Below are 22744 nucleotides of genomic sequence, written 5' to 3' on the forward strand. Positions count from 1 at the left end.
TTAATTGTCATCATCTAAAAAAAGATGAATGGTACCATCTTTTTCAATAATATTTTCTGCCTCTGGTAATTGTGATGTTACTATTTTTCCTTCACCATGTATTTCAATTTTAAAGGAATACTGTAATTCTTTGATTTCATCAACAGAATATCCTATTAAATTTGGAACTCTCTCCGTCAACGGGTCTCCCCAACGGTATTGTTTTTCAAGTTGACCTTCACGGTTAACTTGAATACCAACCTTTGGTGCGATATCTTCTATAATTTGTCCAACAATTGGCGCAGCAATTGTACTTCCAAAAACAGTGGAACTTTTCGGATTGTCGAGAGCAACATATACAACCACTTTTGGATTATCGGCAGGTGCAAATCCAATAAATGATACGATATATTCTCCGTCTTTATAACGACCATCTATTACTTTTTGTGCGGTTCCGGTTTTCCCTCCAATGCGAAGACCATCACGAAATGCTGCTCGACCAGAACCATTTGCAACAACCGATTCTAATGCAGCGCGAACTTTTGCAGAAGTTTCTTCACTAATCACCGTACGTTTCAATTCTGTTTTATTTTCAAGTACGGTATTACCAGTTTCTAAATCAACTACTTTTGATACAACGTACGGAGTATATAAATTCCCACCATTTACTGCAGCCGCAACGGCTTGGACTTGTTGGATTGGTGTAACGGCAATCCCTTGACCAAACGAGGTCGTCGCGTGTTCCACTGGTCCAAAACCTTCTTCAGAAAATAAAATCCCTGAGGATTCACCAGTAATGTTCGAACCAGTACTTTTACCAAAGCCAAAATCTTTTATATATTGTAAGAGCTTCTTAGAACCAACACGTTGACCCATTTCAATGAAACCTGGGTTACATGAATCTTCTACAACTTCTAAAAATGTTTCACTGCCGTGTCCTTCACGTTTCCAACAACGAAGCCTTGTTCCTTCTACCATTGTATATCCCTTGTCATAAAACATATCTTTTTCTAAATCTACAACATTTTCTTCAAGTGCTGCACTTAGTGTAATAATTTTAAATGTAGAACCTGGTTCATATGTCATCCATACAGGTAAGTTTCGGTTATAAATTGATTGGTCTACGTCTTCAAAATTAGCAGGATTAAAAGTAGGAAAAGATGACAGTGCTAATATTTCTCCAGTATTAACATCTAACGCAATGGCTAAAGCTTGGTCAGCATCATATTTTTCCATCGCTTGTGATAATTCTCTTTCAACAACCATTTGCACTTCCAAATCAATGGTTAGTTCTACGGTTGCTCCTTGTTCACCATTACGCCGTTCGTCATCAACATGAGGTAAAGGATTTCCTTTTGCATCTGTAAATAGTCGAATCGCTGCATCTTTAGAAGTTAATACTTTATCATATTGATATTCAATACCCGCAAGTCCTTGAGTATCATACCCAGTAAATCCAATAAATCGAGATAATAAATTTCCATATGGATATTGTCTTATATAATCTACTCCACTATACAGCCCGTCTATATTAAGACCTTGAATTTCTACAGCTTGCTTATACGTAATGTTTTTTGCTTCTGGCGCAAGTTTTACTATAGAAACGCGTTTGTTCATTTTCTCATACAATTTTTGAGTATCTAAATCTAACACCGAGGCAATTTGTTTTGCTGCTTCTTCAATATTATCGTTTTGTGAAGGCATAAAATAAAGGGTCGGCGCAAGTTCATTTGTAACAATAACTTCACCATTACGATCTACAATTTCCCCTCTTTCCGAAGCAAACGGAATTTCTCTATCCCAGTTTTCTTTCGCAAGTTCTGTTAGTTCATCATGTTGTATAACTTGAACATAAAACAGTCTGATAACAACGACTATACCAAAAAAGATTAATCCAGAAATTATTAAACTTAAGCGTTTTTTTGAACTGGTAGATACCCACTTCATTCGAAGTTAACACCTCTTTTTTTACACGTTATGAATTTAAACTAAATTATATTCAATTGTTTGTTAATGTTCGAGGGTATTGACCCGTTCGGGATTATAACCCCTGATTTTGCTAGTAAGTTCTCATAAATGGGCAAAGCAAGTATGCATCCGTCCAACAGTCCACGTTTAGTTTAGGAAACCGGGGGTAAATACCATAATAATATAGGAGGGATTTACAATGGCTAATAAATTTATGATTGGAATTATTTCTATCTCTGCTGCCTTAGCACTTTCTGCATGTAGCGGGGAAGGGAATGAAAATACTTCTCAAAATGAATCCACACAAGAAGAAACAAACGAAATGTTAAAGGAACAGGATGTCGGAGTTGATAATGAAAGTGAGACAGGCATGGATCACGCTACAATGAATCACTCTGGGTCAGGTGAAGTTCCAAAAGATTTGAAAGAAGCTCAAAATCCTACATTTTCTGTAGGACGTACAGCAATTATTCAAGCTGATCACATGCCTGGTATGAAAAACGCTGAAGCAACAATTGTAGGAGCTTATGATACAACTGTATATACTGTTTCCTATACACCTACTACAGGAGGAGAACCTGTTAAAAATCATAAGTGGGTTATTCATGAAGAAACAGAGGATGCTGGTGAAGCACCTTTGGAACCGGGATCAGAAGTAACACTTAATGCTGATCATATGGAAGGAATGCAAGGAGCAGCTGCTATAATAGATTCTGCTGAAGAAACAACTGTTTATATGGTTGATTATACTTCAGCAACTGGAGAACAAGTAAAAAATCACAAATGGGTAACAGAAAAAGAACTATCTACTAAATAAAGTCATAAAGGTGTCCATCAATAGGTGGACATCTTTTTATTTTAAATTAACATATTTCTATGTTAGGTTTTTTCGTATCTATTAATCTATACTAAACAATTATAAATTAATTATCTGCATAATTTCTCCATATTTATTACTTATACTATCATCACCTATTACTAAATAATAAATACGGTTTGAGAAAGGATTAGTGAAAATATGTGGTTACTCAATTAAATCTATTTCTTGCATTTGGAGCAGGACTTTTATCTTTTATTTCTCCATGCTCACTACCTCTTTACCCGGCATTTTTATCTTATATTACGGGAATCTCCTTTAACGAACTCAAGGAAGAAAAGGGCATATTAAATCGGAAAGCATTATTACATACTTTATTTTTTTTACTAGGCTTTTCTGTAATCTTTATGGCGTTAGGATTTTCAACTTCTATTATTGGAACACTTTTCATTCAGTATCAAGATTTACTTAGACAAATTGGCGCAATTATTATTGTTATTTTTGGTTTAGTAATTCTCGGATTCCTCAAATTTGATTTTCTTCAATCGGAAAAAAAATTTTTAATTAAATCACGACCAAAGGGATATTTAGGAACAATTATTATCGGTATGGGGTTTGCTGCAGGTTGGACACCATGTACTGGACCAATTTTGGCAGGAGTTATTGCTTTAGGTATTTCGGATCCAGATAGAGGCATATGGTATATGTTATTTTATGTACTTGGTTTTTCGATACCATTTTTAATAATGTCTCTATTTATTGGGAAAATGAAATTTCTTCAAAAACGTAGTGACATTTTTATGAAGTTAGGTGGCTTTATTATGATAATAATGGGAATTTTATTGTATTTTGATTGGATGACAAAAATTATTGCTTTATTAACGCCATTTTTCGGTGGATTCACAGGATTTTAGAAAGTTAATTTAGCTTATAATCTATTTATGTTTTAAGATTTTTTTGATGTAGGGAGAGCAAAAATAAAAGTGAATAGAATTTCTACAAAATTAGCGGGTTGTTTTTTCATAGTAGTGCTAATAATGGAATCACTTCTGATGTATTACCTTCATCAAAATATGATTAGTAATAGGGTAGAAGAAGAGTTCTCATTATTATTGGCAAATGGTGCAAATCATAGAGATGTTCTTATTGAACATTATTCAGATACAACGATAAAACATATAGTTTTAATGGAAAAAAATGAAAATCGTAAAGTAATGATAATAGACCGGACAGGAAGCATTATTGGTAGTTCCGATAAATCCTATATGTTGCAAGAAAAGTACCAACTTTTTGTAGACGATTTTAATAGTGAAAAAGATTACATAGTAGTTTCGGATTGGAGAAATCTTCCGTACATTGTTAGCGTACACCCGTACGTAATAGATCAAAATCAATCAGGCGTAGTCTTAATGTTTCAAAGTACAAAATCAATTAATCAAATGGTTGATGATATGAACTTGCATTTTGTTATATCTGGAATTATAGGTTTAATCGTTTTATTTATTATATATGCGTTATTATCTAAAATTCTAACTCGACCGTTAATCAGAATGAAAGAAGCAACTGAGAAATTAAGTAAAGGTGATTTTGAAGTAAATTTACCGAATTTGGGGAGTGATGAACTAGGGGATTTATCAAATTCCATTCACAAATTAGCAAAAGACTTAAAAAGATTAAAGAATGAGAGAAATGAGTTTCTTGCTTCTATTGCGCATGAATTAAATACACCGCTAACATATTTAATTGGATATTCAAAAGTTGCAAAAAGAGAAGAATTGAGTGATAAGGACCGTAAATATTACTTAGAAATTATTGGTGAAGAATCAAACCGAATGAAAGAATTAATGAAAAACTTATTGGATTTGGCACGAATGGATGAAAACTCTTTCACCATTTCTAAAGAACATTTCTTGGCTAAACCGTTTTTAGAGAATATTTATAAGTTCGTATCCCCTTCATTTGAAATAAAAAAAATTAAACTAAATCTTATTTGTGAAAGCAATTTACAAATTTATGCTGACGCTCTCAGATTAGAACAAATAATACTAAATTTATTAGATAATGCTTTAAATTACTCAAACGAAAATTCAGAGGTCTGTTTAGAAGCACATGCAAAGGATGGGAAAACCGTTATCTCTGTCATTGATACTGGTATTGGTATTCCATCAAACGAGATAGAATTTATATTTGAAAAATTATATCGAGTTGAAAAATCAAGATCACGTGCATACGGAGGCTCAGGAATCGGCCTTGCTGTTGTGAAAGAATTAGTAGATGCACATGGAGGAACCATTGAGGTCAAAAGCAAAATAGAGAAGGGTAGTACGTTTAAAATAACGATATAAAAGGAGAAAAAATAGATGCAAACCGTTCTTTTAGTTGACGATGAACAAAGAATGTTAGATTTAGTTGAATTGTTTCTAGTTCCACAAGGGTTTAAATGTCTAAAAGAAAAAACTGGAAAAAGTGCTTTAGCAACACTTAGAAATGAAAAAGTAAATTTGGTTATATTAGATGTAATGATGCCTGAAATGGATGGCTGGGAAGTTTGTAAAAAGATACGTGAATTTTCACAAGTGCCTATAATTATGCTTACCGCTAGATCCGATAAAATGAACTTAGTAAAGGGATTAGATATCGGCGCAGACGATTATCTTACAAAGCCATTTGATGAAAGAGAATTAATTGCTAGAGTTAATGCGATTTTAAGAAGAGTTTCGGAAATAGATGAGAGTAATGTTGAAAAAGTTGTATATAACGAATTCTATTTAGACACGGAAAAGTATTCCTTGTATTATCAAAATTCGAAAGCTCAACTTACATCGAAAGAATTTTTCATTGTGAAGGCGCTGATGTCTAGACCTTCTAAAGTTTATGTTCGGGAAGAATTGCTCAATGCGGCTTGGGATTATGAAACAGAAACGGATATTCGAACAGTTGATTCCCATATTCGCAATTTGAGAGAAAAGTTGAAGAAAGCAGGTTTTCCTACTAGTGAATTTCTAAAGACTGTCTGGGGAATCGGTTATAAATGGAACTAAATTTAAATAAAAACCAAGAGGTGTAAAGTAAAAATGAAATTAAAAATGCTTATTAGTACTATTTTTGCAGTTGTTCTAATGACAGCATGTAGTGAAGAAAGTAAGAGTGAGGAAAACAGTTCTATAAAAACTGAAAGTAGTGAAATTAAGGAATTAGTTCAAGACTATAGTGCCCGAAATGTTACAGCTGAGTCCGCTTCTATAACATCTAAACAACTATTAGTAACAGACAATGATGGAATTGAGCGAGTTTATGAACTTCCAAAAAATGAGTTTTTTGTTTCAATTGCCCCTTACATAAATGAAACACATCCTTGCGAAAACCACAGTTTAACGGGATGCCAAGGTGAAATGGTAAGTGAACAGTTCAAGGTATATATTAAGGATACCGAAGGTAATGTCCTAGTAGATGACACCTTAAAAACAGAAGCGAATGGATTTATTGATTTATGGTTGCCAAGTGAACAATCGTACCTAATAAAAATTGAGCATCAAGGAAAAACGGTGGAATCTGAGTTTTCTACATTTGAAAATGATGGTACTTGTATTACAACAATGAAATTGAGTTAGGGATCAAATTATTCTATTAAATACAGCAGGTTAGATACGAAAGTGTATATAATAAGGGGGATACTTGTGGGGATTTTAAAAATAATATTTGGTATACCATTAGCACTTGTAATTTTAACAGCTTGTAGTTCAAAAAATGAATACTCTTTTGTGAAGATGGAAAATAGTCAAATTGATCATGTCCATGGTGTAGGATATACAAATGGAGGAGATGAGTTTGTCGTTGCCACTCATTACGGTTTATACCAGTACGGAAAGGATGGTTGGAAAGAAGCTAATAGTGAAAAACATGATTATATGGGTTTTTCTGCTGTACGAGAGGGATTTTATGCAAGTGGACATCCCGAGCAAGGGTCAAAACTTGAAAATCCTTTAGGACTTATTAAAAGCACAGACAGGGGTGCAACTTTGGACCAATTAGCCTTTTATGGAGAAATTGATTTTCATTACTTAACAGCTGGATATGATTCGAATGTGGTCTATGTTTTCAATGAGACACCCAATAAAAAATTAAAGGGTGGATTAAATTATTCTCTAGATGAGGGGAAAACTTGGATTGAAGCAACAATGAGTGGGCTTAATATAACTAATATATCAAATATAGCCGCACATCCATCAAAAGAAGAATTACTTTTAGTAGGTAGTAAAGAGGGGATATATATTTCAAAGGATTTTGGACAAAACTTTTCAATATTAAATTCAACTCAGATGGTTACGTACATAGCATTAACCGAGACTGGTGGATATTATACTTATTTTGATGTTAGCAAAGTATATCTAAAGTCTTTTTCTTTAGAAAAGGGTTTAGAAAAGAATATAGAATTACCTGAAGAAATTATGACTGACCCTATCATCTTTATTGCTTCGAATCCAAGTAATGAAAATGAGATTGTTATAATTACAGATAAATTAAACATTTATAAATCTAAAGATAAGGGACTAAACTGGGGGGAATTAGCCTTCAATGGTAAATTAACTTCCAATAAATAACTGGAAAAGGTGACAATAAAATGTACAATTTTTTGTCTCAAATAAGTCAAATAATAAGTAATCCAGTCGCTACTTTTTTACATTCATATGATCATTCACCAATTTTTATAGCTCTTCTACTAGGGCTAATTGGCGCTGTAGCACCATGTCAGTTGACAGGAAACATTAGTGCAATAACCCTTTATGGAAATAGAACTATTCAAAAGAGCAACAATTGGGGTGTAATTATATCTTTCATTATGGGAAAAGTAATAATTTATAGCGCGATCGGATTACTCGCTTGGTTTTTCGGTCAGTCATTTGAAACAAAAATGACAGAATACTTCCCATTGTTCAGAAAAATAATTGGTCCTTTATTAATTATTACTGGCCTTGTACTGTTTGAATTTTTAAATTTTCGTCTTTTAGAACATTTTAATCTTCGTATACCAGGAAGTCTAAAAGAAGGAAAGATAGGCTCATTTCTTTTGGGAGCAAGTTTTGCAATTTCATTTTGTCCTACAATGTTTGTGCTCTTTTTCGTTTGGCTAATGCCTACAGTAGCATCTACATCTTATGGATTAGTGCTCCCTACAATATTTGGAGTCGCAACATCGATTCCTCTTATCATGATTTTAGGGCTAATATGGTATTTTGATGTAAAGGGATTAATCATGAAAAAAAGTATGAGGGCAGGAAGAGTCATACAAAGGATTACTGGAATTGTGCTAATTTTCATTGGCATCCTTGACACCATCACTTATTGGGGAATATAAAATAGATTATTATGTAATTAGAAAAAGGCTTGGTATCCATATACCAAGCCTTTTTTATAGAAATATTAATGTTTTTTTATTTATTTTATTCTATTCGCTAACTTATTTAGTTAACCGATTCAAAAAGGCATCTAAATGTTTTAAGGTAACTTTATCGTTTAAGCCAAAAGTACCGTCACCCTTACCATTCGTAATTTTATTAGATGATAAGACAGAAATATAATCTTTAGCCCAGTGAGATGCGGGAACATCTGAGAATACTTCTGCATTCCCTTGTTGTTTTAAATCGAAAGCTTTAACTAATACTTTTGAAAGCTGACCACGTGTAATAGGTGAATTTGGATTAAATTTACCGTTTGTATCTCCACTAAATATATCTAGTTTGTTTAACGCAGTTACAGCACCTGCATATTCAGAAGATGATTTTACATCTGTGAATGATGAACTTTTATCAGAAATATTTAATCCTAATGCTTGTGCAAGTTGTAGAGCTACTTCACCACGAGATGCATAAACACTAAAATCAATTTCAGAACCTTTAACTTCACTTTTTTCTTCGGTTGTGAAATCTGCAACACGTTTGGCTCCTATGTAACGAGATCCCCAATAATAAGGGTCATTTATTTTATCAATCTTAACACCCGAACTCGGTGTTGCTGATATAAAATTGCCACTTCCTATGTATATTCCAACATGAGAAACACCTGAACCAGAAGTATTAAAAAATACAAGATCGCCAGCTACCAATTCGCTTTTTGAAACTGAAGTTCCTTGTTGATATTGTGCTTTTGAAGTTCGATTTAAGGAAATACTCAAGTTTGAAAATACTAATTGTGTATATGCCGAACAATCAACACCTGTTTTAATATTTGTCCCACCCAGTTTATATGGGGCTCCAAGATAATTCTTTGCAGTAGTTGTTAAATCAGATACTGCTGCTGCTTCTGTATTATTTGCACCTACACCTGTAAAAATCATAAAGGATGCAAATATTGGTAGTAACCATTTCTTCTTCACCTATTACCTTACTCCTCTCAACAAACACTAATTAATATGAATAATGTAAGATTAACATAGAAACTGCACACTAAATTTTTCATTTATGTAACAAAATTATGCAGATTAAATCAAATATACAGTTTAAATTGTAAATCTTGTAGGTCCAGGAGAATAAAATCCCATATTAGAATAAATCAAGAAAATTTAATTAAATAACAGATTTATGCATACCATATAAGGGTATACATTAAGGGTGGTTAGAAAGGGTGGATTGATGGGGTTTTATCAAATATTTATTTTAGTCTCACTGGCAGTGCTAACAATATGTGTTTTGATGATATCTAGATATGAGAAGAACAAAGTTAATTTGATGCAATGTATGATGATAACAATGTTTTTTAGTATGAACACTGGTTTAACAGTAGGGATACTCCTAGGTACTACATTTCAAGGTGAATTATTTTTTTCGACAGTGTTAGCTTGTCTAATAGGTTCTGTTGTGGGGTTACTAATTGGTATGAACTATAGTTTGCTGTCTGTATTAGAGGGCACAATGACTGGATTAATGAGTGGTATGATGGGTGCAATGTTAGGTGAAATGATAAATGGAAATCAGTCAATGTATTTAGTGAGAATTTTCCTTTTCTTATCAATTTCAACAATCTTTTTATTTGTAATTCTTCCTAGAAAAAATGGTACGGAATATTTACAAAGCAAAGTGGCAATTTTGAAACCCTTATTAATTGGGTTATTTATTTCTGTTTATTTTATGGGAGGGGTAACATTTGCAGAGAAACAGGTCAAAGCTAAAGAGCCATTAATACATAACAACCATACACAGACTAAAACAGAGAATAATCCAAGTGTAGATACGAAAAATATTACTATTCAAACTTTTAATATGGAATACAAACAGACAGAAATTGTTTTAGAAAAGGATCAACCAGTAAATTTAATACTAAATAATCAGGATAATATAGAACATGATATTGAAGTAATATTACCTAATATTAATGAGGTTCAATCAGATCATGACCATAGCTCGAAAGCTAATATGATTCATTTACACGCAAACTCTAAAGAAACACAAAGTGTAAGATTTATACCAACCACTGCTGGTTCATATGAATTTGTTTGTACAGTTCCAGGACATAAAGAATTGGGGATGGTCGGAAAGATAATTGTTAAGTAAAAGTTAGAATGCCCCTTGCATCAGCAAATGTGCGGAATAGATTTAATTTTTGATAAATTTTGCATATTTAACATGTATATTATATTTAGTTATGTAGTTTTATAAATGATAAGTAGTGTAATACCATTCTTAATAATTTTTCGATTTATTAATGAAAAGGGGTAAGAACATGGAATCAAAAAGCAAAGATGATTATAACCAAAAGGAACATCATCATGATTATCACCAATCTAAACATAAACCTGAAGTACATGAACCTCGTAGTCAAAATGTTAATGAGAAGTCCGATTATCATATAGGAGAGCATAGCGAAAATAATCAAAATGAACAGAATCACCGTTCACATAGTGAGCATGAACATCATAACCAGAATCATCATGGAAATCATGAAGGAGGTCATGATAAACACCATGGTCACTCAATTGGAGATTTCAAAAAGCGTTTCTGGGTATCATTAGTTTTAACAATACCAATTTCGTATTTATCTATGATGATTCAAATGTTATTTGGCTATCATGTTGATTTCACTGGCGATACTTTCTTATTATTCTTATTATCTACAGTAGTTTTCTTTTACGGAGGAAAACCATTCCTACTTGGCGCATGGGGTGAAATAAAAGGAAGAGTTCCGGGTATGATGTTATTAATTACATTGGCGATCGTTACTGCCTATGTTTATAGCACCTTAACTGCTTTCTTTATTGAAGGAAGTGACTTCTACTTCGAATTAGCAACCTTAATAGTAATTATGCTTTTAGGTCACTGGATTGAAATGAAATCAATTATAGGGGCATCGAAGGCATTAGAAGAGCTGATTAAATTAATGCCAAAAGAAGCTCATAAAATTGACGCCTCTGGAAATATTATAGATGTTTCTGTAGAAGATTTAAAACCAGGTGATCATATATTAGTTAAACCAGGAGAAAAAATCCCTTTAGATGGAGTAATTTTTGAAGGACATTCAACAGTAGATGAATCAATGTTAACGGGAGAGTCTGTCCCTGTTGAAAAAATTGCAGGAATGAATGCTATTGGTGGAGCAATTAATAACGATGGAGTATTAAAAGTAAATGTAACAAAAACAGGTAGTGATACTTACCTTGCTCAGGTTATCCAATTAGTTAGTGATGCAGAAAAAACGAAATCAAAAGCTCAAGGTTTTGCCGATACTGCTGCAAAGTGGCTATTTTATGTTGCAATCATTGCGGGTCTTATTACGCTGGCCTATTGGGCGGTTACAGGAGATTTTGATTTTGCATTAGAAAGAATGGTTACGGTATTAATTATTGCCTGTCCACATGCCCTTGGCTTAGCTACGCCACTTGTTACATCTAGATCAACTTCTATTGCAGCAAAAAATGGCTTGTTAATACGAAATCGTACCTCATTTGAAGGTGCTTTTCGAATAAATCGTATTGTATTCGATAAAACAGGTACCTTAACAGAGGGGAATTTTGGAGTGACAGATGTTCATCCAACAGAAGAGGTTAGTGAAGAAGAACTATTAAAACTCGCATATTCTGTTGAATTGCAGTCTGAACATCCAATAGCAAAGGGAATTGTTAAAGAAGGAAAGAAACGTAACTTAGAAGTTTATAAAGTATCAAACTATCAAAATTTAACTGGTAAAGGTCTTGTAGCAAAGGTTAATAATTTTGAAATTGCAATAGTTAGTCCGGGCGTATTAAGAGAAGGTATGATTTCATTCGATGAAGATACGTATAATAAGCTAGCTCAAGAAGGAAAAACAGTTGTTTTTGTATTAAAAGATAATATGGTTCAAGGCATGATTGCATTAGCTGATATTATTCGCGAATCATCTTTTAAGGTGATAAAAGAATTAAAGGATTTAGGAATTGAAACAGTTATGATGACAGGCGATAACGAGCGGGTGGCAAACTATGTAGGTGAAAAGCTTGGAATGACACAAGTTATCGCTGAGGTACTACCACATGAAAAATCTAACAATGTAAAAGCGTTAAAAGAAGGTGGTAAAAAGGTAGCGATGGTTGGTGATGGAGTGAATGATGCACCAGCGTTAGCTGAAGCAGATTTAGGGATAGCAATAGGAGCTGGAACAGACGTTGCCATTGAAACGGCGGATGTTGTCTTAGTAAATAGTAATCCAGTAGACATCCTAAGCACATTAAAACTTTCAAAAGCTAGTCACCGAAAAATGGTTCAAAACCTTGGTTGGGCAGCTGGTTACAACATTATTGCAATTCCTCTCGCTGCTGGTGTTCTCTATAGCTTTGGTATTGTTATAACACCGGCAATAGGTGCAGCGGTTATGTCGTTAAGTACGATTATTTGTGCAATCAATGCTCAGCTTTTACAGATTAATAGTAACTAAATATAGATATTATAAAAAAGCCTAAGAATTCTTAGGCTTTTTTTGAAAAATTTTAAACCCTGTATTAATGGAGAAATTTAAAGGAAAATGAATATAATAAATTAACTGCAATTAAATCTAAATTAGAAGTGAGTTGAGTTAAATGTGTATTTCTAGTAATTTTATTGAACTACAGGCATATAGAATATGTGAAGTAATGAAAACCCAATCAAGGTACAGGATGGTAAGATTAGAGCTTTCTGATGATTGTATTATTGAACCTCAAAACCTTGAAAGCTTTAGTGATGGAAGTAAATTGATTACAAAAGCAGTTTTAGAAGATATTGACGGTAAATTCTATTCTGTAAGTACAAACCAGAATGGTTTAAGGTTTGTTAAGGGGGAGTTAACTTATAAAGAATATAAAAAAAAGGAAAGAAATGAAGACCTAAAGGGATTTGGTATTTTAGCATTGTTAATAGGTTTAACAATAACTATGATGTATCTTTCATCAATATTCTTACTATAAATTTGTTTAGAATTATGGAGTATGTAAACCGGAATTGAAATTGAGTTTTTTTCTGGAAGGATGAATAGTTGTTCTTGTTCTATGTACGAAGTGGCTTTCTTTGTAAAATTTTATGTATATTTAAAGGTAGCCTACAAAACTAGTGCTATATGATAGGAGGAATTCATGTGGCAAATAAGCTAATGATCGGAATATTTTCAATTACAGCAATTCTAACTCTTACAGCATGTACAGGGAATGATAACGACAAATCGTCTCAAGATGAAGTTCAAAGTAACGAAATGACAGGGCATAATATGAATCATTCTGGAACTGGGGAAGTTCCTGAAGGTTTAAAAAAAGCTGAAAATCCCAAATATCCTGTTGGAAACACAGCCATTATACAGGCTGATCATATGGGAGGAATGAAAGGTGCTGAAGCTACAATTATAGCTGCATACGATACAACTGTATATACAGTGTCATATATTCCTACAAATGGTGGAGAGCCTGTAATAAATCATAAGTGGATTATCCAAGAGGAATTGGAAGGTATTGGTGAGGAGCCGTTAGAAATCGGGACAGAAGTCAAGATTAATGCAGATCACATGGAAGGAATGAAAGGTTCAACTGCAACAATTGATTCTGTGAAGGAAACAACGGTTTATATGGTAGATTACATCTCGACCACAGGTGAAAAAGTAACCAATCATAAATGGTTAACTGAAAGCGAATTAGTTGTAAAATAATATATTTGAAATATTAAGGTACCCAATAGTCACTTTCGCTATGGGTATCTTTTTGATTTTATTACAAGAGGTCTGGTCTGTTGTATTTCGCCTTTCCTACCTTAGTGATCAATCCCCCTTTATGCAATGCAGCTAATCTGGAACATAAGTATCAACTCCGTTAATTGAATTATTTCACAACCATTATAATATTCCTGGATAAACCGATACATTTATTTTCTTAATGTTCTTGAAAAAGTATTGTTGATTGACCAGCATCTAACATCTTAAAGGTTATTTGGTCTTCTGTTGTCCTCTTAATCATATAATCTAAACCGGCAGGTAGATTATCTATGAATATAATTGGAGCTTTTAAGGGCTTTTCGAGAGGCGAAAAGAAGTCATCCCAGTGTACAGGGATTATTAGGTTAGGATTAACATTTTTTACAGTTTCCTCATAGAATTTATCCTGTTTTAGTAAATCTGCCATTCCTAATCTATTAATTCCTAAAACCAAGACATCTGCACTTATGTTATCAAGTGCACCTTCAATATAGTTAAAACTTGGTCTTACTAACATTTTATTATCGCCATGTTGAACTAAAAAGTCGAAAGAGCCCCCTTCTTTAAAATCACGCATTCTGGCTGGTTGTTTAAGTGGCTTTTCTATGACCACTCCCGTATCATTATTAAATACTGTTGGTTCAGAGTGGATCGAAGGTAATACAGTAACTATGAATTTTCCAATTTCGGTCGGTTCATTTATATCAAACAATATTAGGTTTTCTTCTGGTACGTTACCACCTCTACCAATATTGAGAGTAGACTCAGAACCATAGATGTTGGCATTCGTTCGATTAGCAATGTGTGCAACATCAAGAGCATGGTCATAATGTGAATGTGAAACAAATATAGCCTTCAAACGATTTATCTTTTCCTTTTCTAGAATATCATCAACCAATGTTTCATCTGTTTCGATTTTAGATATTAAAACTCTAGGTAAAGATTGGCGTGTAAGGAAAGCATCTAGTAAGATTTGTGTTTCTCCATCGTCAAGTAAGAGCGTAGTGGTTCCGAACGATGTAACTTTAACAGCTTCATCTGATAGAATTTTATCATATTGCGACACAAAATATTTATCGTAATCCCCTAGCTTATTTTTGTCCTTTAAGAACACACTGATTAAAATAGCAATAAGCATAACCGTAATCATAGAAACGATCATCATTAGTTTTAAAAAAATTGCTTTTATTTTGATGTTCATTATTTTCCCTCCTTTCTTTATGTGCCCTACATGATTAATTATTTCGTATATATCTTCACTGTACTCTGAGTACACAGTAATCTGAATAAGCTTTGCAAAAAAGAGGAAAAGACACCGTTAAGTGTACTTCCTCTTTTTTAGTGCTATATCAAACTAAAAATTCTCGTTTCTTTTAGTACATTGATTTATGATTCTAAGAAGGATGAGAGTAGACAACAACCATAAATTCCTTCTAATGAAAAACCCCTCTAGCCATTTGTCTACACATTTCAGCACATTCACGACAAATTGTTGCACATTCTTGGCAATGTGTAGCCTGAAACTTTTCACATTCAGCAGCACATGCTTCACAAACCTATTATTAACAAATTTTTTCGATTGCAAACGTTACTATTAAATTTAAGGTAATTTATAATAAATTAAGTACACCTGCAAGTGCGATTATTATTAAACATTACACAAAAGAGACTAAATTTTTCCACCTTTTCGATTTTATTTTTAAACTAATAATTTTGCTATAAAAACCCCCGTAAAAATTAGTATCTAACCGGGGGGTAGGGGGTCATAAAAACCTTTAATTTTTTACTTTAGACTAAGTCCTTATTTGTTGCCTTAAATATCAATAGGTAAATTGCATATATCCCTACTATACCAATTATAGCGCAAACTACTCTATCTAATGCGGACATTTCAACAGACGGAGAACCAAATATAGAACCAATTAAGTCAAACCCCAAAAAAACCTATTATTCCCAACCTTAAAGCAGCTGCAGTAACTAACCACCATGTTAATGTTCTCATTTTATTTTTCCTTCCCATAAATTTTGTAATTCAGGTGTTATAATGTGTTAGATTGTTTATTTTATACATTAACAAGGATATGGAACCCAATTACGTGTGTTGCTCCAAAAAACGCGGCCTTTAATAGAGAAGTTTACTTTTGGGAATTACAATCATATACATGTTCAAAAAGTATGCGTTTTTTTTCAGTACTCATTAGCATCTTGTAATAATGATTCCGTTAAACTCCATAATTTCTTCATATTTATTTGTTACAGTAATTGTAATGATACATAAGGAGGGAATTCTCATGAAGTTTAATTTATTAATTACTACATTGCTAGTTAGTAGTGTTATTATTGCGGGATGTAGTGCAGGAAGTTCTGAATCTGATGAGCCTGGGACAATGGATCACTCAAACATGACGAGCATGGAGGGAATGGACCATTCAGACATGACCGATGAGGAAATGGAAGAAATGGATATGGAAAACGGTCATGCAAGTCATACAAACATTGTTGCACTTAATAACTCAACGGGGGAAAATGAGTTAGTTCTTCCACAATTAATTGAACCAAAAGATGGAATTGTTAATATTAATGCTAAACAAGGAACAACAGAAATTTTTAAAGGAATTCAAACGAAAACATTTGGATATAATGGTTCATTTTTAGGTCCGGTTATTCGAGTAAATGAAGGAGAAACAGTTATTCTTAGAACAAAAAATGAATTAGCCGAACCTACCACATTTCATTGGCATGGGGTAGATATACCAGGTGAAGGTGATGGTGGTCCACATCAGCTCTTGGAACCAGGCGCAGTGGAAGACGTGAAGTTTACGGTTAGTCAGGGGGCTTCAACACTTTGGTTCCACCCACATCCGGAAGGTTCTACTGCTGAACAAGTATATAAAGGTCTAGCAGGATTAATTTATATTGAAGATGATAATTCTGAAAATCTAACCTTACCAAAAGAATATGGGGTAAACGATTTTCCATTAGTATTTCAAGATAGAGAGTTCACTGATGAAAAACAGTTTGATTACCAAGCAGTACGCAATGATGATGGCACTATCGGAGATACTTTATTAGTGAATGGTACGATAAACCCAAAGCTGACAATAGGAAAAGAAAAAGTGAGACTTCGTTTATTAAACGGAGCAAATGCACGAAACTATACATTCAAATTAAATACGGGTGATAAATTCCAACAAATAGCAAGTGATGGTGGCTTCTTAAATAGCCCAATTGAATTGAGTGAAATTACATTAGCACCTGGTGAACGTGCAGAAATTATTGTGGACTTTTCAAAACTTGATTCTGAAAGTGATATAGCACTTTTGAATGAAGACGATACAATTTTATTACCATTTTTTATTGATGAGCAAAAAACAAATCCGATAGAAATTTCAACTAGTTTAAATGACTTTGCAGTGACGGATGAAGAGCGAAGTTTATCCGTTACGAAAAAACTTGAACTTTTTGGTATGGGGAAAATGGTATATATTAATGATAAGCAATTTGATATGAACAGAATTGATTTCACGCAGAAGCAAGGTGAAACAGAAATTTGGGAAATCTACAATAAACCAGATGCAATGGGTGGCATGATTCATCCGTTTCATATTCATGGTACTCAATTTAAAGTTGTTTCAATAGATGGGAATGAGCCACCTGTAAACTTGCAGGGATGGAAGGACACAATTTCCATTGAAGCTGGTCAAACAGTTAAATTAGCTGTGAAATTCAATAATAAAGGTATATATATGTTCCACTGCCATGTTCTTGAACATGAGGAAAACGGAATGATGGGACAAGTGGAAATAATCTAACATTTACTTTCTCGACTTGATAAGAGATAATTTATATAAAAAACACCTTCAAGTAATAGTTGGGATTTACTTGAGGGTGTTTTTTAAATACTTTTAATAATAATTATTGCAAGGGAGGGATCTATATGTCTCCTAAATTAACAGAAGACAAGAACAAACGGGTTGGTAAGAATAAAGCAAAATTATTTCTTTATATTGCGATATTCCTTTTTATTATCTGGGGAATAGCTACTACTTGGTTGGGAATGACCTACAAATTTAATAATATAAATAATGAGGAAAACGAAGTTATAAATAGTCCTTTAAATAAAAAAGATCCCACTATTAATTTCTCTACAGAAAATTCAGAAGAGGATAAGACTTTTGAAAACACGGATAGAGATGACTTAAAACCACCTATGAAAACAGTATTAAAAGACAGAACTCTTCGATTAAAAAATATTGAGGGGATTTTCGGAAATATGAAATCACCTAAAGAAATTTCAGCTATCCACTCTACCTTTGGTAAAGAAGTAGTTTATATTTATCATTCCCATAGTAGGGAATCCTTTTTGCCCTATCTTATAGATACAATCAGACCAGAAGAAGCTTATCATTCAGTAGCAAACATAACATTGGTTGGAAAAATGCTTGGGCGAGCAATGGACCAAAGGGGAGTAGGAACAAAAGTTGAAACAGTAGATATTGTACAACTTTTGAATTCTAGGAACTTAGATTACAGCAGCTCTTACAATGTTTCAAGGGAACTAATCCAATTATCACAAAATGAAAATAAAGACCTTGAGTACTTTTTAGATATTCACCGTGATTCATTACGAAAAGAAAATACAACGACAGAAATAAATAGAACAAAATATGCTAATCTACTTTTTGTAGTTGGAACTGGCCATGCAGAATTTGAAAAGAATCTTCAGTTTGCAAATAAGCTACATACACTATTAGAAAAAAAATACCCTACTTTGTCAAAAGGTATATTAAAAAAAAGTAGTAGTCAGGGAAATGGAATTTATAATCAAGATCTCGCCCCTAACTCATTAATTATAGAAATTGGGGGAGTAGATAATACGGTAGAAGAACTTCATCGATCAACGGAAGCCCTTGCTGAAGTATTAAGTGATTATTATTGGGAGGAAAATTCGGAATCTCGGTGAAATAACGAGTCCTTAAACTTCTTTTAGAGATACCCAATGGGTTAATGCTTAGGAATGGAATACTTTTAGAAATGCAAAATCACTTTTTGTAATTAAATTCGATGTGTAGACTCGTTGATTAAACAGCTTGTCTACATTTTTTATATAAAATTAAAAAATGTGTATCTCATGAAGGGTGTTAGTTTATAAATTATCTGCTAATTTTGGAAGGTCGAGCTAGAATGCCCGGTGATTTTCCTCAACCAAAACGGAGGCTGCTTTTTATTGTGGTATTTTTTGCTTTTGTCCTACGGATTGTACACATTCTCATCATGACTAAGGCGGCAAACAGGGGGCTGATTCCTAGGCGTCCGCCCTCCTCCTGTTGCCAACTAATTCAGGAGCCGACTGAACAATCAAGGGGCGAAAAATTTTTTCAGAACGTATTTAAATCCCTCTTGATTTACTCAAATTAATTATTAATTTAATTCCAAAATATATTGGTGAAAGAAAGAGAGTCCTGTGCATAAAATAAAAAACGTTTTACCGCATTATAGTTTGCGGTAAGACGTTTGGAAATGTAAGTTTATTTTTTTGCTGAAGCTACTTGAGATACTTTTGCTACACGCTTAGCACCTATATATTTGTCCCCCCAGTAGTAAGGATCGTTCAGTTTCGATACTGAAACACCTTTACTGGATGAAGAATGTGCAAATTTGCCGTTTCCAATGTAAATTCCAGCATGTGATACACCTTTACCTGAAGTATTGAAGAATACCAAATCTCCAGCTTTTAGATTTTTCTTTGAAACAGATGTACCAACATTTATCATCCCAGCAGTTGTTCTTGGTAAGGCAACACCAGCTTTTTTATATACATACCCGATAAATCCTGAGCAGTCAAAGCCTTTTGTTGTAGTACCACCCCAAAGATACTTGGTACCCAAAACTTTGTTTGCAGTCGATACGATTTGTGTTGAATTTATACTTGAAGCAGCTTCTGCTTGATTTGCAAGTGGAGCTAAAAAGATGAATGACGAAAGTGTAACTATTGAAATGCCCTTAAGCAACTGTGACTGTAATTTCATATAAAGTAAAATCCTCCGATTGTTAGCTCTAGGCTGCTATTTTTTCTAAACTTCAACTAAACCTAGTTTATCACCATATAAACCTTTTTAATTTTACATTTGAGTAACAAAAAGATTACACTATTCGAGTTTGTAATAATATTCTTAATATTAAACTTTTCGCGTTTTATGCAATTCGTCTTATATTTCGTTCTGTATTTTAATCACATATAAAACAAAAGATCACTTTTCATTTGAAAAAGTGGTCTTTTGTTTTACAAAGTCAACTATCGCTCCGTCTTATCTTTCTTGAATTGAAAGAGAGTATTTAAATAGTCAATAAAGAGTAACAGCCATATTCCCTAAACTCTCAAAGCTCTTAAAAAATTTAATTTTATCATGTGTAACGTTTCCTTGTAGAGGATCCATTATAGTAACAGTATCCTCAGTAACCCGAGTTAATACTACTGCATGTTCATTTTGAATAATATGATGATATTCGTTTGTCCCATCCATCCAATAGCTACCTCGTATTATAGGTGTACCTAAATCCCGTGTAATCCAGGTAAGAATGGGGAGACCTTCTTTTACCATATCTTCTATTTCTTCTATTGATGCACCTGTGAGATTGACAGCAGTGTAATCTTTTCCATTAGCCTCTGAATAGCTATGAATTGAATCAATAATACCTTCTGGAAAAATGTAAATGCCCTTAGGATCCGTTGGTTCTCCTGGGAACGCTTCTTGTGGATTTGGGCCGATTCGTTTGCCATTTTCATAACGTAATGGTACTTTATTTAAATGTTTTTCAGCCATTTCCTCTTTAGTAATTGTTTCGCCATAGTAGTTAAAAATAGCTGTTAGTGATGTGATTTCACAGCCGGTAGGGAGAACGGGTTTTTGTAATACTACAGGAACAGCAATTGTTCTTTGCTGCGAATGTGTTTCTATCAGAATTTCTCCCTTTTCTTTTTCAACAGTAAAAGAAAGCGATTCTTTTGTTAATCCTGTTCCAATATTTACTTCTACCTCTTTACCAACTGCGATATCTTCAAACAGTATATGTCCATTTTTATCCGAAAAAGTTTCTACATATGTATCATCATTTAAACCATTTAAAATAACCTGCTTATTAACGACAGGAGCTTGGCTTGTAAACTCAATAAGTTTTATAAAAATTGACGTAGTTTCAACAATTTCCTCTACGGTAGGGGAATTTTCTATCACTGTATTCTCTTCACTTGTACAACTAGTTAATAGTAGTGTTATTAAAAGTAAAAATGAAATTCTTTTCATCATATTTAATCCTTTCGTTAGTATGATTAAAGGGAAGCGATAAATTTAGTAAACCATGCGATATAATGCGCACCCGGAATAAATAGCACTTGTGCAAAAAGCGTACCAAGCAGACGGGATATGACCATAAACATAGTCGTTTGTTTTAATTGCATATAACTGCCACGACCATTCAGCACATCATCTGCTAGAATAGAAATTTTTGGATCAATGAAAAGAATTAATAAAATAGTTGCCATGCCATTAATTAAACCAGATGCCATAACAGCTGTTGCAGCTCGCTCAGGTACGAGCAATGCAGCATACAGTGCTGATAGAACACCAATCGTATAGATAGCCGTTATCAGTATATTAAATAGCATCAGTTTTATAGGTACGGTTTTAAGTGAAATCCCTTTTAAATACTGTAAACTCGGCATTTGAATATGTTTTATACTTCGAATAATATTGTTGCGTGTACAAACGGCTTTAAGCAATGCTGGCATTGAGCCTCGCTTGTTAGCCAAATGAACAATGGCTCTAGAAAATAGTGCTATAAAGGTTGGAAACAATAAGGCACCTATAATTGTTCCAATAGAAGCAGCGCCTATAATAAAGCGAAATTGATCTTCCACATACGTAAGTGAATCTTCTTTTGGTGCCAAATCAATGAGACTTCCTGTAAAGGGTTGTTGCATCATATTTGCTAGCCTTGACACCATTACAAGTACATTAAATAAAGCAAAAGCTGAAGCGAGGAATCTTACCCTTGCGCCAGATAATCGTACAGCATATGCAAGTGTTTCAATGGAATGAATCATACAGATAAATAAAGCAATGATGATAAGCTGTGTTGTAATCACAGGTGTTCTCCTTAGTAGGTGATAGGAAAACCCCTCCTTAATCGAGTTGTTTAAAGAGGGGATAGTCCATTATTTTATGGTGACTATGTTTATTGGCGCCACTTTTGCTTCAGCTTTCTCCCGATTAAAAATAGTATGAGCACATAAAGCGCAATAATAAATACAGTATTCCAATTGCCGGCTGCTATTTGATGACCTGCAAGTGAAAAGGCTAGTATTGTTGGTAACTTGCCTAAAAATGTTGCAGCTATAAAGGCACCGAGATTTACATTCGATATACCTGCAATTAAATTAATGCCGGCTGAAGGTAAAACTGGAATGATACGACCAAGTAGTACAGCTAAAAAACCGTTTTTCTCAACTAGTTCAATGTATTTCGTTAAATACTGTCTCTTTAATAAATATTTTAGAGCGACATGCCGTAGTAAGTTTTTACTTAAGAGAAATAAAAGGACGGAGCCTAGCGTTGTCCCAAGCAAGTTAATCGCAAGACCAGGGAAAAACGAATGATTACTTGCAATAAATGCCGCCAGTACGGGAATTGGTGCAAAGGGAATCATTGAAACAAGTACCATTATTAAAAATTGATAAAGCCAACCATTAGGTCTTTCATTTTGTATAATGTCTAAAAATAATTGATCCATAATCTTTCCTTA

Annotated in this window: 21 protein-coding genes and 1 pseudogene; 13 read left to right on the forward strand and 9 right to left on the reverse strand. The window is 33.5% G+C overall.

The window, feature by feature from the left end:
- Positions 1–1926, reverse strand: a complete 1926-nt coding sequence (locus B5473_RS06060; protein WP_065217280.1) for a penicillin-binding transpeptidase domain-containing protein — start codon at positions 1924–1926, stop codon at positions 1–3.
- A gap of 220 nt (positions 1927–2146) precedes the next feature.
- Here B5473_RS06060 and B5473_RS06065 point away from each other — a divergent pair, with 220 nt between their 5' ends.
- The 7 genes from B5473_RS06065 to B5473_RS06095 all read left to right on the forward strand — a co-directional run bounded on the left by B5473_RS06065 (position 2147) and on the right by B5473_RS06095 (position 8120).
- Positions 2147–2764, forward strand: a complete 618-nt coding sequence (locus B5473_RS06065) for a YdhK family protein (RefSeq protein ID WP_065217281.1) — start codon at positions 2147–2149, stop codon at positions 2762–2764.
- Between the two features lie 203 nt (positions 2765–2967).
- The gene (locus B5473_RS06070; protein WP_065217282.1) at positions 2968–3678 is read left to right on the forward strand and encodes a cytochrome c biogenesis CcdA family protein; all 711 of its coding nucleotides are present in this window, start codon (positions 2968–2970) and stop codon (positions 3676–3678) included.
- Between the two features lie 123 nt (positions 3679–3801).
- A complete protein-coding gene (locus tag B5473_RS06075) occupies positions 3802–5109 on the forward strand; it encodes a sensor histidine kinase (RefSeq protein WP_254865254.1) in 1308 nt (435 codons plus the stop codon).
- Between the two features lie 15 nt (positions 5110–5124).
- Complete coding sequence (locus B5473_RS06080; RefSeq protein ID WP_065217284.1) at positions 5125–5805, forward strand: response regulator transcription factor; 681 nt, start codon at positions 5125–5127, stop codon at positions 5803–5805.
- 33 nt (positions 5806–5838) lie between these two features.
- Positions 5839–6375: a CueP family metal-binding protein gene (locus B5473_RS06085; protein WP_065217285.1), complete on the forward strand. Its 537-nt coding sequence runs from the start codon at positions 5839–5841 to the stop codon at positions 6373–6375.
- A 66-nt stretch (positions 6376–6441) separates the two neighbouring features.
- Positions 6442–7365, forward strand: coding sequence for a F510_1955 family glycosylhydrolase (locus tag B5473_RS06090; protein WP_079524084.1), 924 nt, complete (start codon positions 6442–6444; stop codon positions 7363–7365).
- Positions 7366–7385: 20 nt separating this feature from the next.
- A complete protein-coding gene (locus tag B5473_RS06095; RefSeq protein WP_065217287.1) occupies positions 7386–8120 on the forward strand; it encodes an urease accessory protein UreH domain-containing protein in 735 nt (244 codons plus the stop codon).
- Between the two features lie 102 nt (positions 8121–8222).
- Here the strand turns inward: B5473_RS06095 and B5473_RS06100 are convergent, their stop codons facing one another.
- Positions 8223–9137 carry a C40 family peptidase gene (locus B5473_RS06100; RefSeq protein ID WP_065217288.1) on the reverse strand — a complete coding sequence of 305 codons (915 nt, stop codon included), beginning with the start codon at positions 9135–9137 and terminating at the stop codon, positions 8223–8225.
- A 256-nt stretch (positions 9138–9393) separates the two neighbouring features.
- Between B5473_RS06100 and B5473_RS06105 the strand changes: the two genes are divergently transcribed.
- The 4 genes from B5473_RS06105 to B5473_RS06120 all read left to right on the forward strand — a co-directional run bounded on the left by B5473_RS06105 (position 9394) and on the right by B5473_RS06120 (position 13900).
- Complete coding sequence (locus tag B5473_RS06105; protein WP_079524085.1) at positions 9394–10311, forward strand: plastocyanin/azurin family copper-binding protein; 918 nt, start codon at positions 9394–9396, stop codon at positions 10309–10311.
- Positions 10312–10480: 169 nt separating this feature from the next.
- Positions 10481–12664, forward strand: coding sequence for a copper-translocating P-type ATPase (locus tag B5473_RS06110; protein WP_139377698.1), 2184 nt, complete (start codon positions 10481–10483; stop codon positions 12662–12664).
- 196 nt (positions 12665–12860) lie between these two features.
- Positions 12861–13172, forward strand: coding sequence for a hypothetical protein (locus tag B5473_RS06115; RefSeq protein WP_139377699.1), 312 nt, complete (start codon positions 12861–12863; stop codon positions 13170–13172).
- A gap of 182 nt (positions 13173–13354) precedes the next feature.
- Positions 13355–13900, forward strand: a complete 546-nt coding sequence (locus B5473_RS06120; RefSeq protein WP_439848468.1) for a YdhK family protein — start codon at positions 13355–13357, stop codon at positions 13898–13900.
- A 220-nt stretch (positions 13901–14120) separates the two neighbouring features.
- Here B5473_RS06120 and B5473_RS06125 read toward each other — a convergent pair whose 3' ends face one another.
- The 3 genes and pseudogenes from B5473_RS06125 to B5473_RS20845 form a co-directional block, all read right to left on the reverse strand.
- Positions 14121–15143, reverse strand: a complete 1023-nt coding sequence (locus B5473_RS06125) for an MBL fold metallo-hydrolase (protein WP_065217291.1) — start codon at positions 15141–15143, stop codon at positions 14121–14123.
- A gap of 232 nt (positions 15144–15375) precedes the next feature.
- Positions 15376–15453: pseudogene (locus B5473_RS21195) on the reverse strand (four-helix bundle copper-binding protein); the annotation flags it as partial.
- A 277-nt stretch (positions 15454–15730) separates the two neighbouring features.
- Positions 15731–15880: a DUF378 domain-containing protein gene (locus tag B5473_RS20845; protein ID WP_413079119.1), complete on the reverse strand. Its 150-nt coding sequence runs from the start codon at positions 15878–15880 to the stop codon at positions 15731–15733.
- A gap of 353 nt (positions 15881–16233) precedes the next feature.
- On the opposite strand from B5473_RS20845, the gene B5473_RS06140 reads away from it, so the two are divergent.
- Both B5473_RS06140 and B5473_RS06145 read left to right on the forward strand, forming a co-directional pair.
- Positions 16234–17754 (forward strand): multicopper oxidase family protein, encoded by a 1521-nt coding sequence (locus B5473_RS06140; RefSeq protein WP_065217292.1) that lies wholly within the window; start codon positions 16234–16236, stop codon positions 17752–17754.
- Between the two features lie 125 nt (positions 17755–17879).
- Positions 17880–18905: a stage II sporulation protein P gene (locus B5473_RS06145; protein WP_065217293.1), complete on the forward strand. Its 1026-nt coding sequence runs from the start codon at positions 17880–17882 to the stop codon at positions 18903–18905.
- Positions 18906–19470: 565 nt separating this feature from the next.
- On the opposite strand, the gene B5473_RS06150 is transcribed toward B5473_RS06145, so the two are convergent.
- From B5473_RS06150 to B5473_RS06165, 4 genes are all read right to left on the reverse strand, one after another.
- Positions 19471–19971 (reverse strand): C40 family peptidase, encoded by a 501-nt coding sequence (locus B5473_RS06150; RefSeq protein WP_065217294.1) that lies wholly within the window; start codon positions 19969–19971, stop codon positions 19471–19473.
- A 315-nt stretch (positions 19972–20286) separates the two neighbouring features.
- Positions 20287–21246: a C39 family peptidase gene (locus tag B5473_RS06155; RefSeq protein ID WP_065217295.1), complete on the reverse strand. Its 960-nt coding sequence runs from the start codon at positions 21244–21246 to the stop codon at positions 20287–20289.
- A gap of 26 nt (positions 21247–21272) precedes the next feature.
- On the reverse strand, positions 21273–22067 hold the full coding sequence (locus B5473_RS06160) for a lipid II flippase Amj family protein (RefSeq protein WP_065217433.1): 795 nt from the start codon (positions 22065–22067) through the stop codon (positions 21273–21275).
- A gap of 110 nt (positions 22068–22177) precedes the next feature.
- A complete protein-coding gene (locus tag B5473_RS06165) occupies positions 22178–22732 on the reverse strand; it encodes a TVP38/TMEM64 family protein (RefSeq protein ID WP_065217296.1) in 555 nt (184 codons plus the stop codon).
- Positions 22733–22744: the final 12 nt, after the last annotated feature.

Source organism: Solibacillus isronensis (assembly GCF_900168685.1).
GTDB lineage: Bacteria > Bacillota > Bacilli > Bacillales_A > Planococcaceae > Solibacillus > Solibacillus isronensis_A.

Bases quoted from the DNA above. Each gene is read 5' to 3' on its own strand.
- B5473_RS06140 (WP_065217292.1), top strand. From the start codon at position 16,234: ATGAAGTTTAATTTATTAATTACTACATTGCTAGTTAGTAGTGTTATT.
- B5473_RS06075 (WP_254865254.1), top strand. From the start codon at position 3,802: ATGGAATCACTTCTGATGTATTACCTTCATCAAAATATGATTAGTAAT.
- B5473_RS06060 (WP_065217280.1), bottom strand. From the start codon at position 1,926: ATGAAGTGGGTATCTACCAGTTCAAAAAAACGCTTAAGTTTAATAATT.
- B5473_RS06065 (WP_065217281.1), top strand. From the start codon at position 2,147: ATGGCTAATAAATTTATGATTGGAATTATTTCTATCTCTGCTGCCTTA.
- B5473_RS06095 (WP_065217287.1), top strand. From the start codon at position 7,386: ATGTACAATTTTTTGTCTCAAATAAGTCAAATAATAAGTAATCCAGTC.
- B5473_RS06125 (WP_065217291.1), bottom strand. From the start codon at position 15,143: ATGAACATCAAAATAAAAGCAATTTTTTTAAAACTAATGATGATCGTT.
- B5473_RS06155 (WP_065217295.1), bottom strand. From the start codon at position 21,246: ATGAAAAGAATTTCATTTTTACTTTTAATAACACTACTATTAACTAGT.
- B5473_RS06120 (WP_439848468.1), top strand. From the start codon at position 13,355: ATGATCGGAATATTTTCAATTACAGCAATTCTAACTCTTACAGCATGT.
- B5473_RS06110 (WP_139377698.1), top strand. From the start codon at position 10,481: ATGGAATCAAAAAGCAAAGATGATTATAACCAAAAGGAACATCATCAT.
- B5473_RS06150 (WP_065217294.1), bottom strand. From the start codon at position 19,971: ATGAAATTACAGTCACAGTTGCTTAAGGGCATTTCAATAGTTACACTT.
- B5473_RS06115 (WP_139377699.1), top strand. From the start codon at position 12,861: ATGAAAACCCAATCAAGGTACAGGATGGTAAGATTAGAGCTTTCTGAT.
- B5473_RS06145 (WP_065217293.1), top strand. From the start codon at position 17,880: ATGTCTCCTAAATTAACAGAAGACAAGAACAAACGGGTTGGTAAGAAT.
- B5473_RS06080 (WP_065217284.1), top strand. From the start codon at position 5,125: ATGCAAACCGTTCTTTTAGTTGACGATGAACAAAGAATGTTAGATTTA.
- B5473_RS06085 (WP_065217285.1), top strand. From the start codon at position 5,839: ATGAAATTAAAAATGCTTATTAGTACTATTTTTGCAGTTGTTCTAATG.
- B5473_RS06105 (WP_079524085.1), top strand. From the start codon at position 9,394: ATGGGGTTTTATCAAATATTTATTTTAGTCTCACTGGCAGTGCTAACA.
- B5473_RS06165 (WP_065217296.1), bottom strand. From the start codon at position 22,732: ATGGATCAATTATTTTTAGACATTATACAAAATGAAAGACCTAATGGT.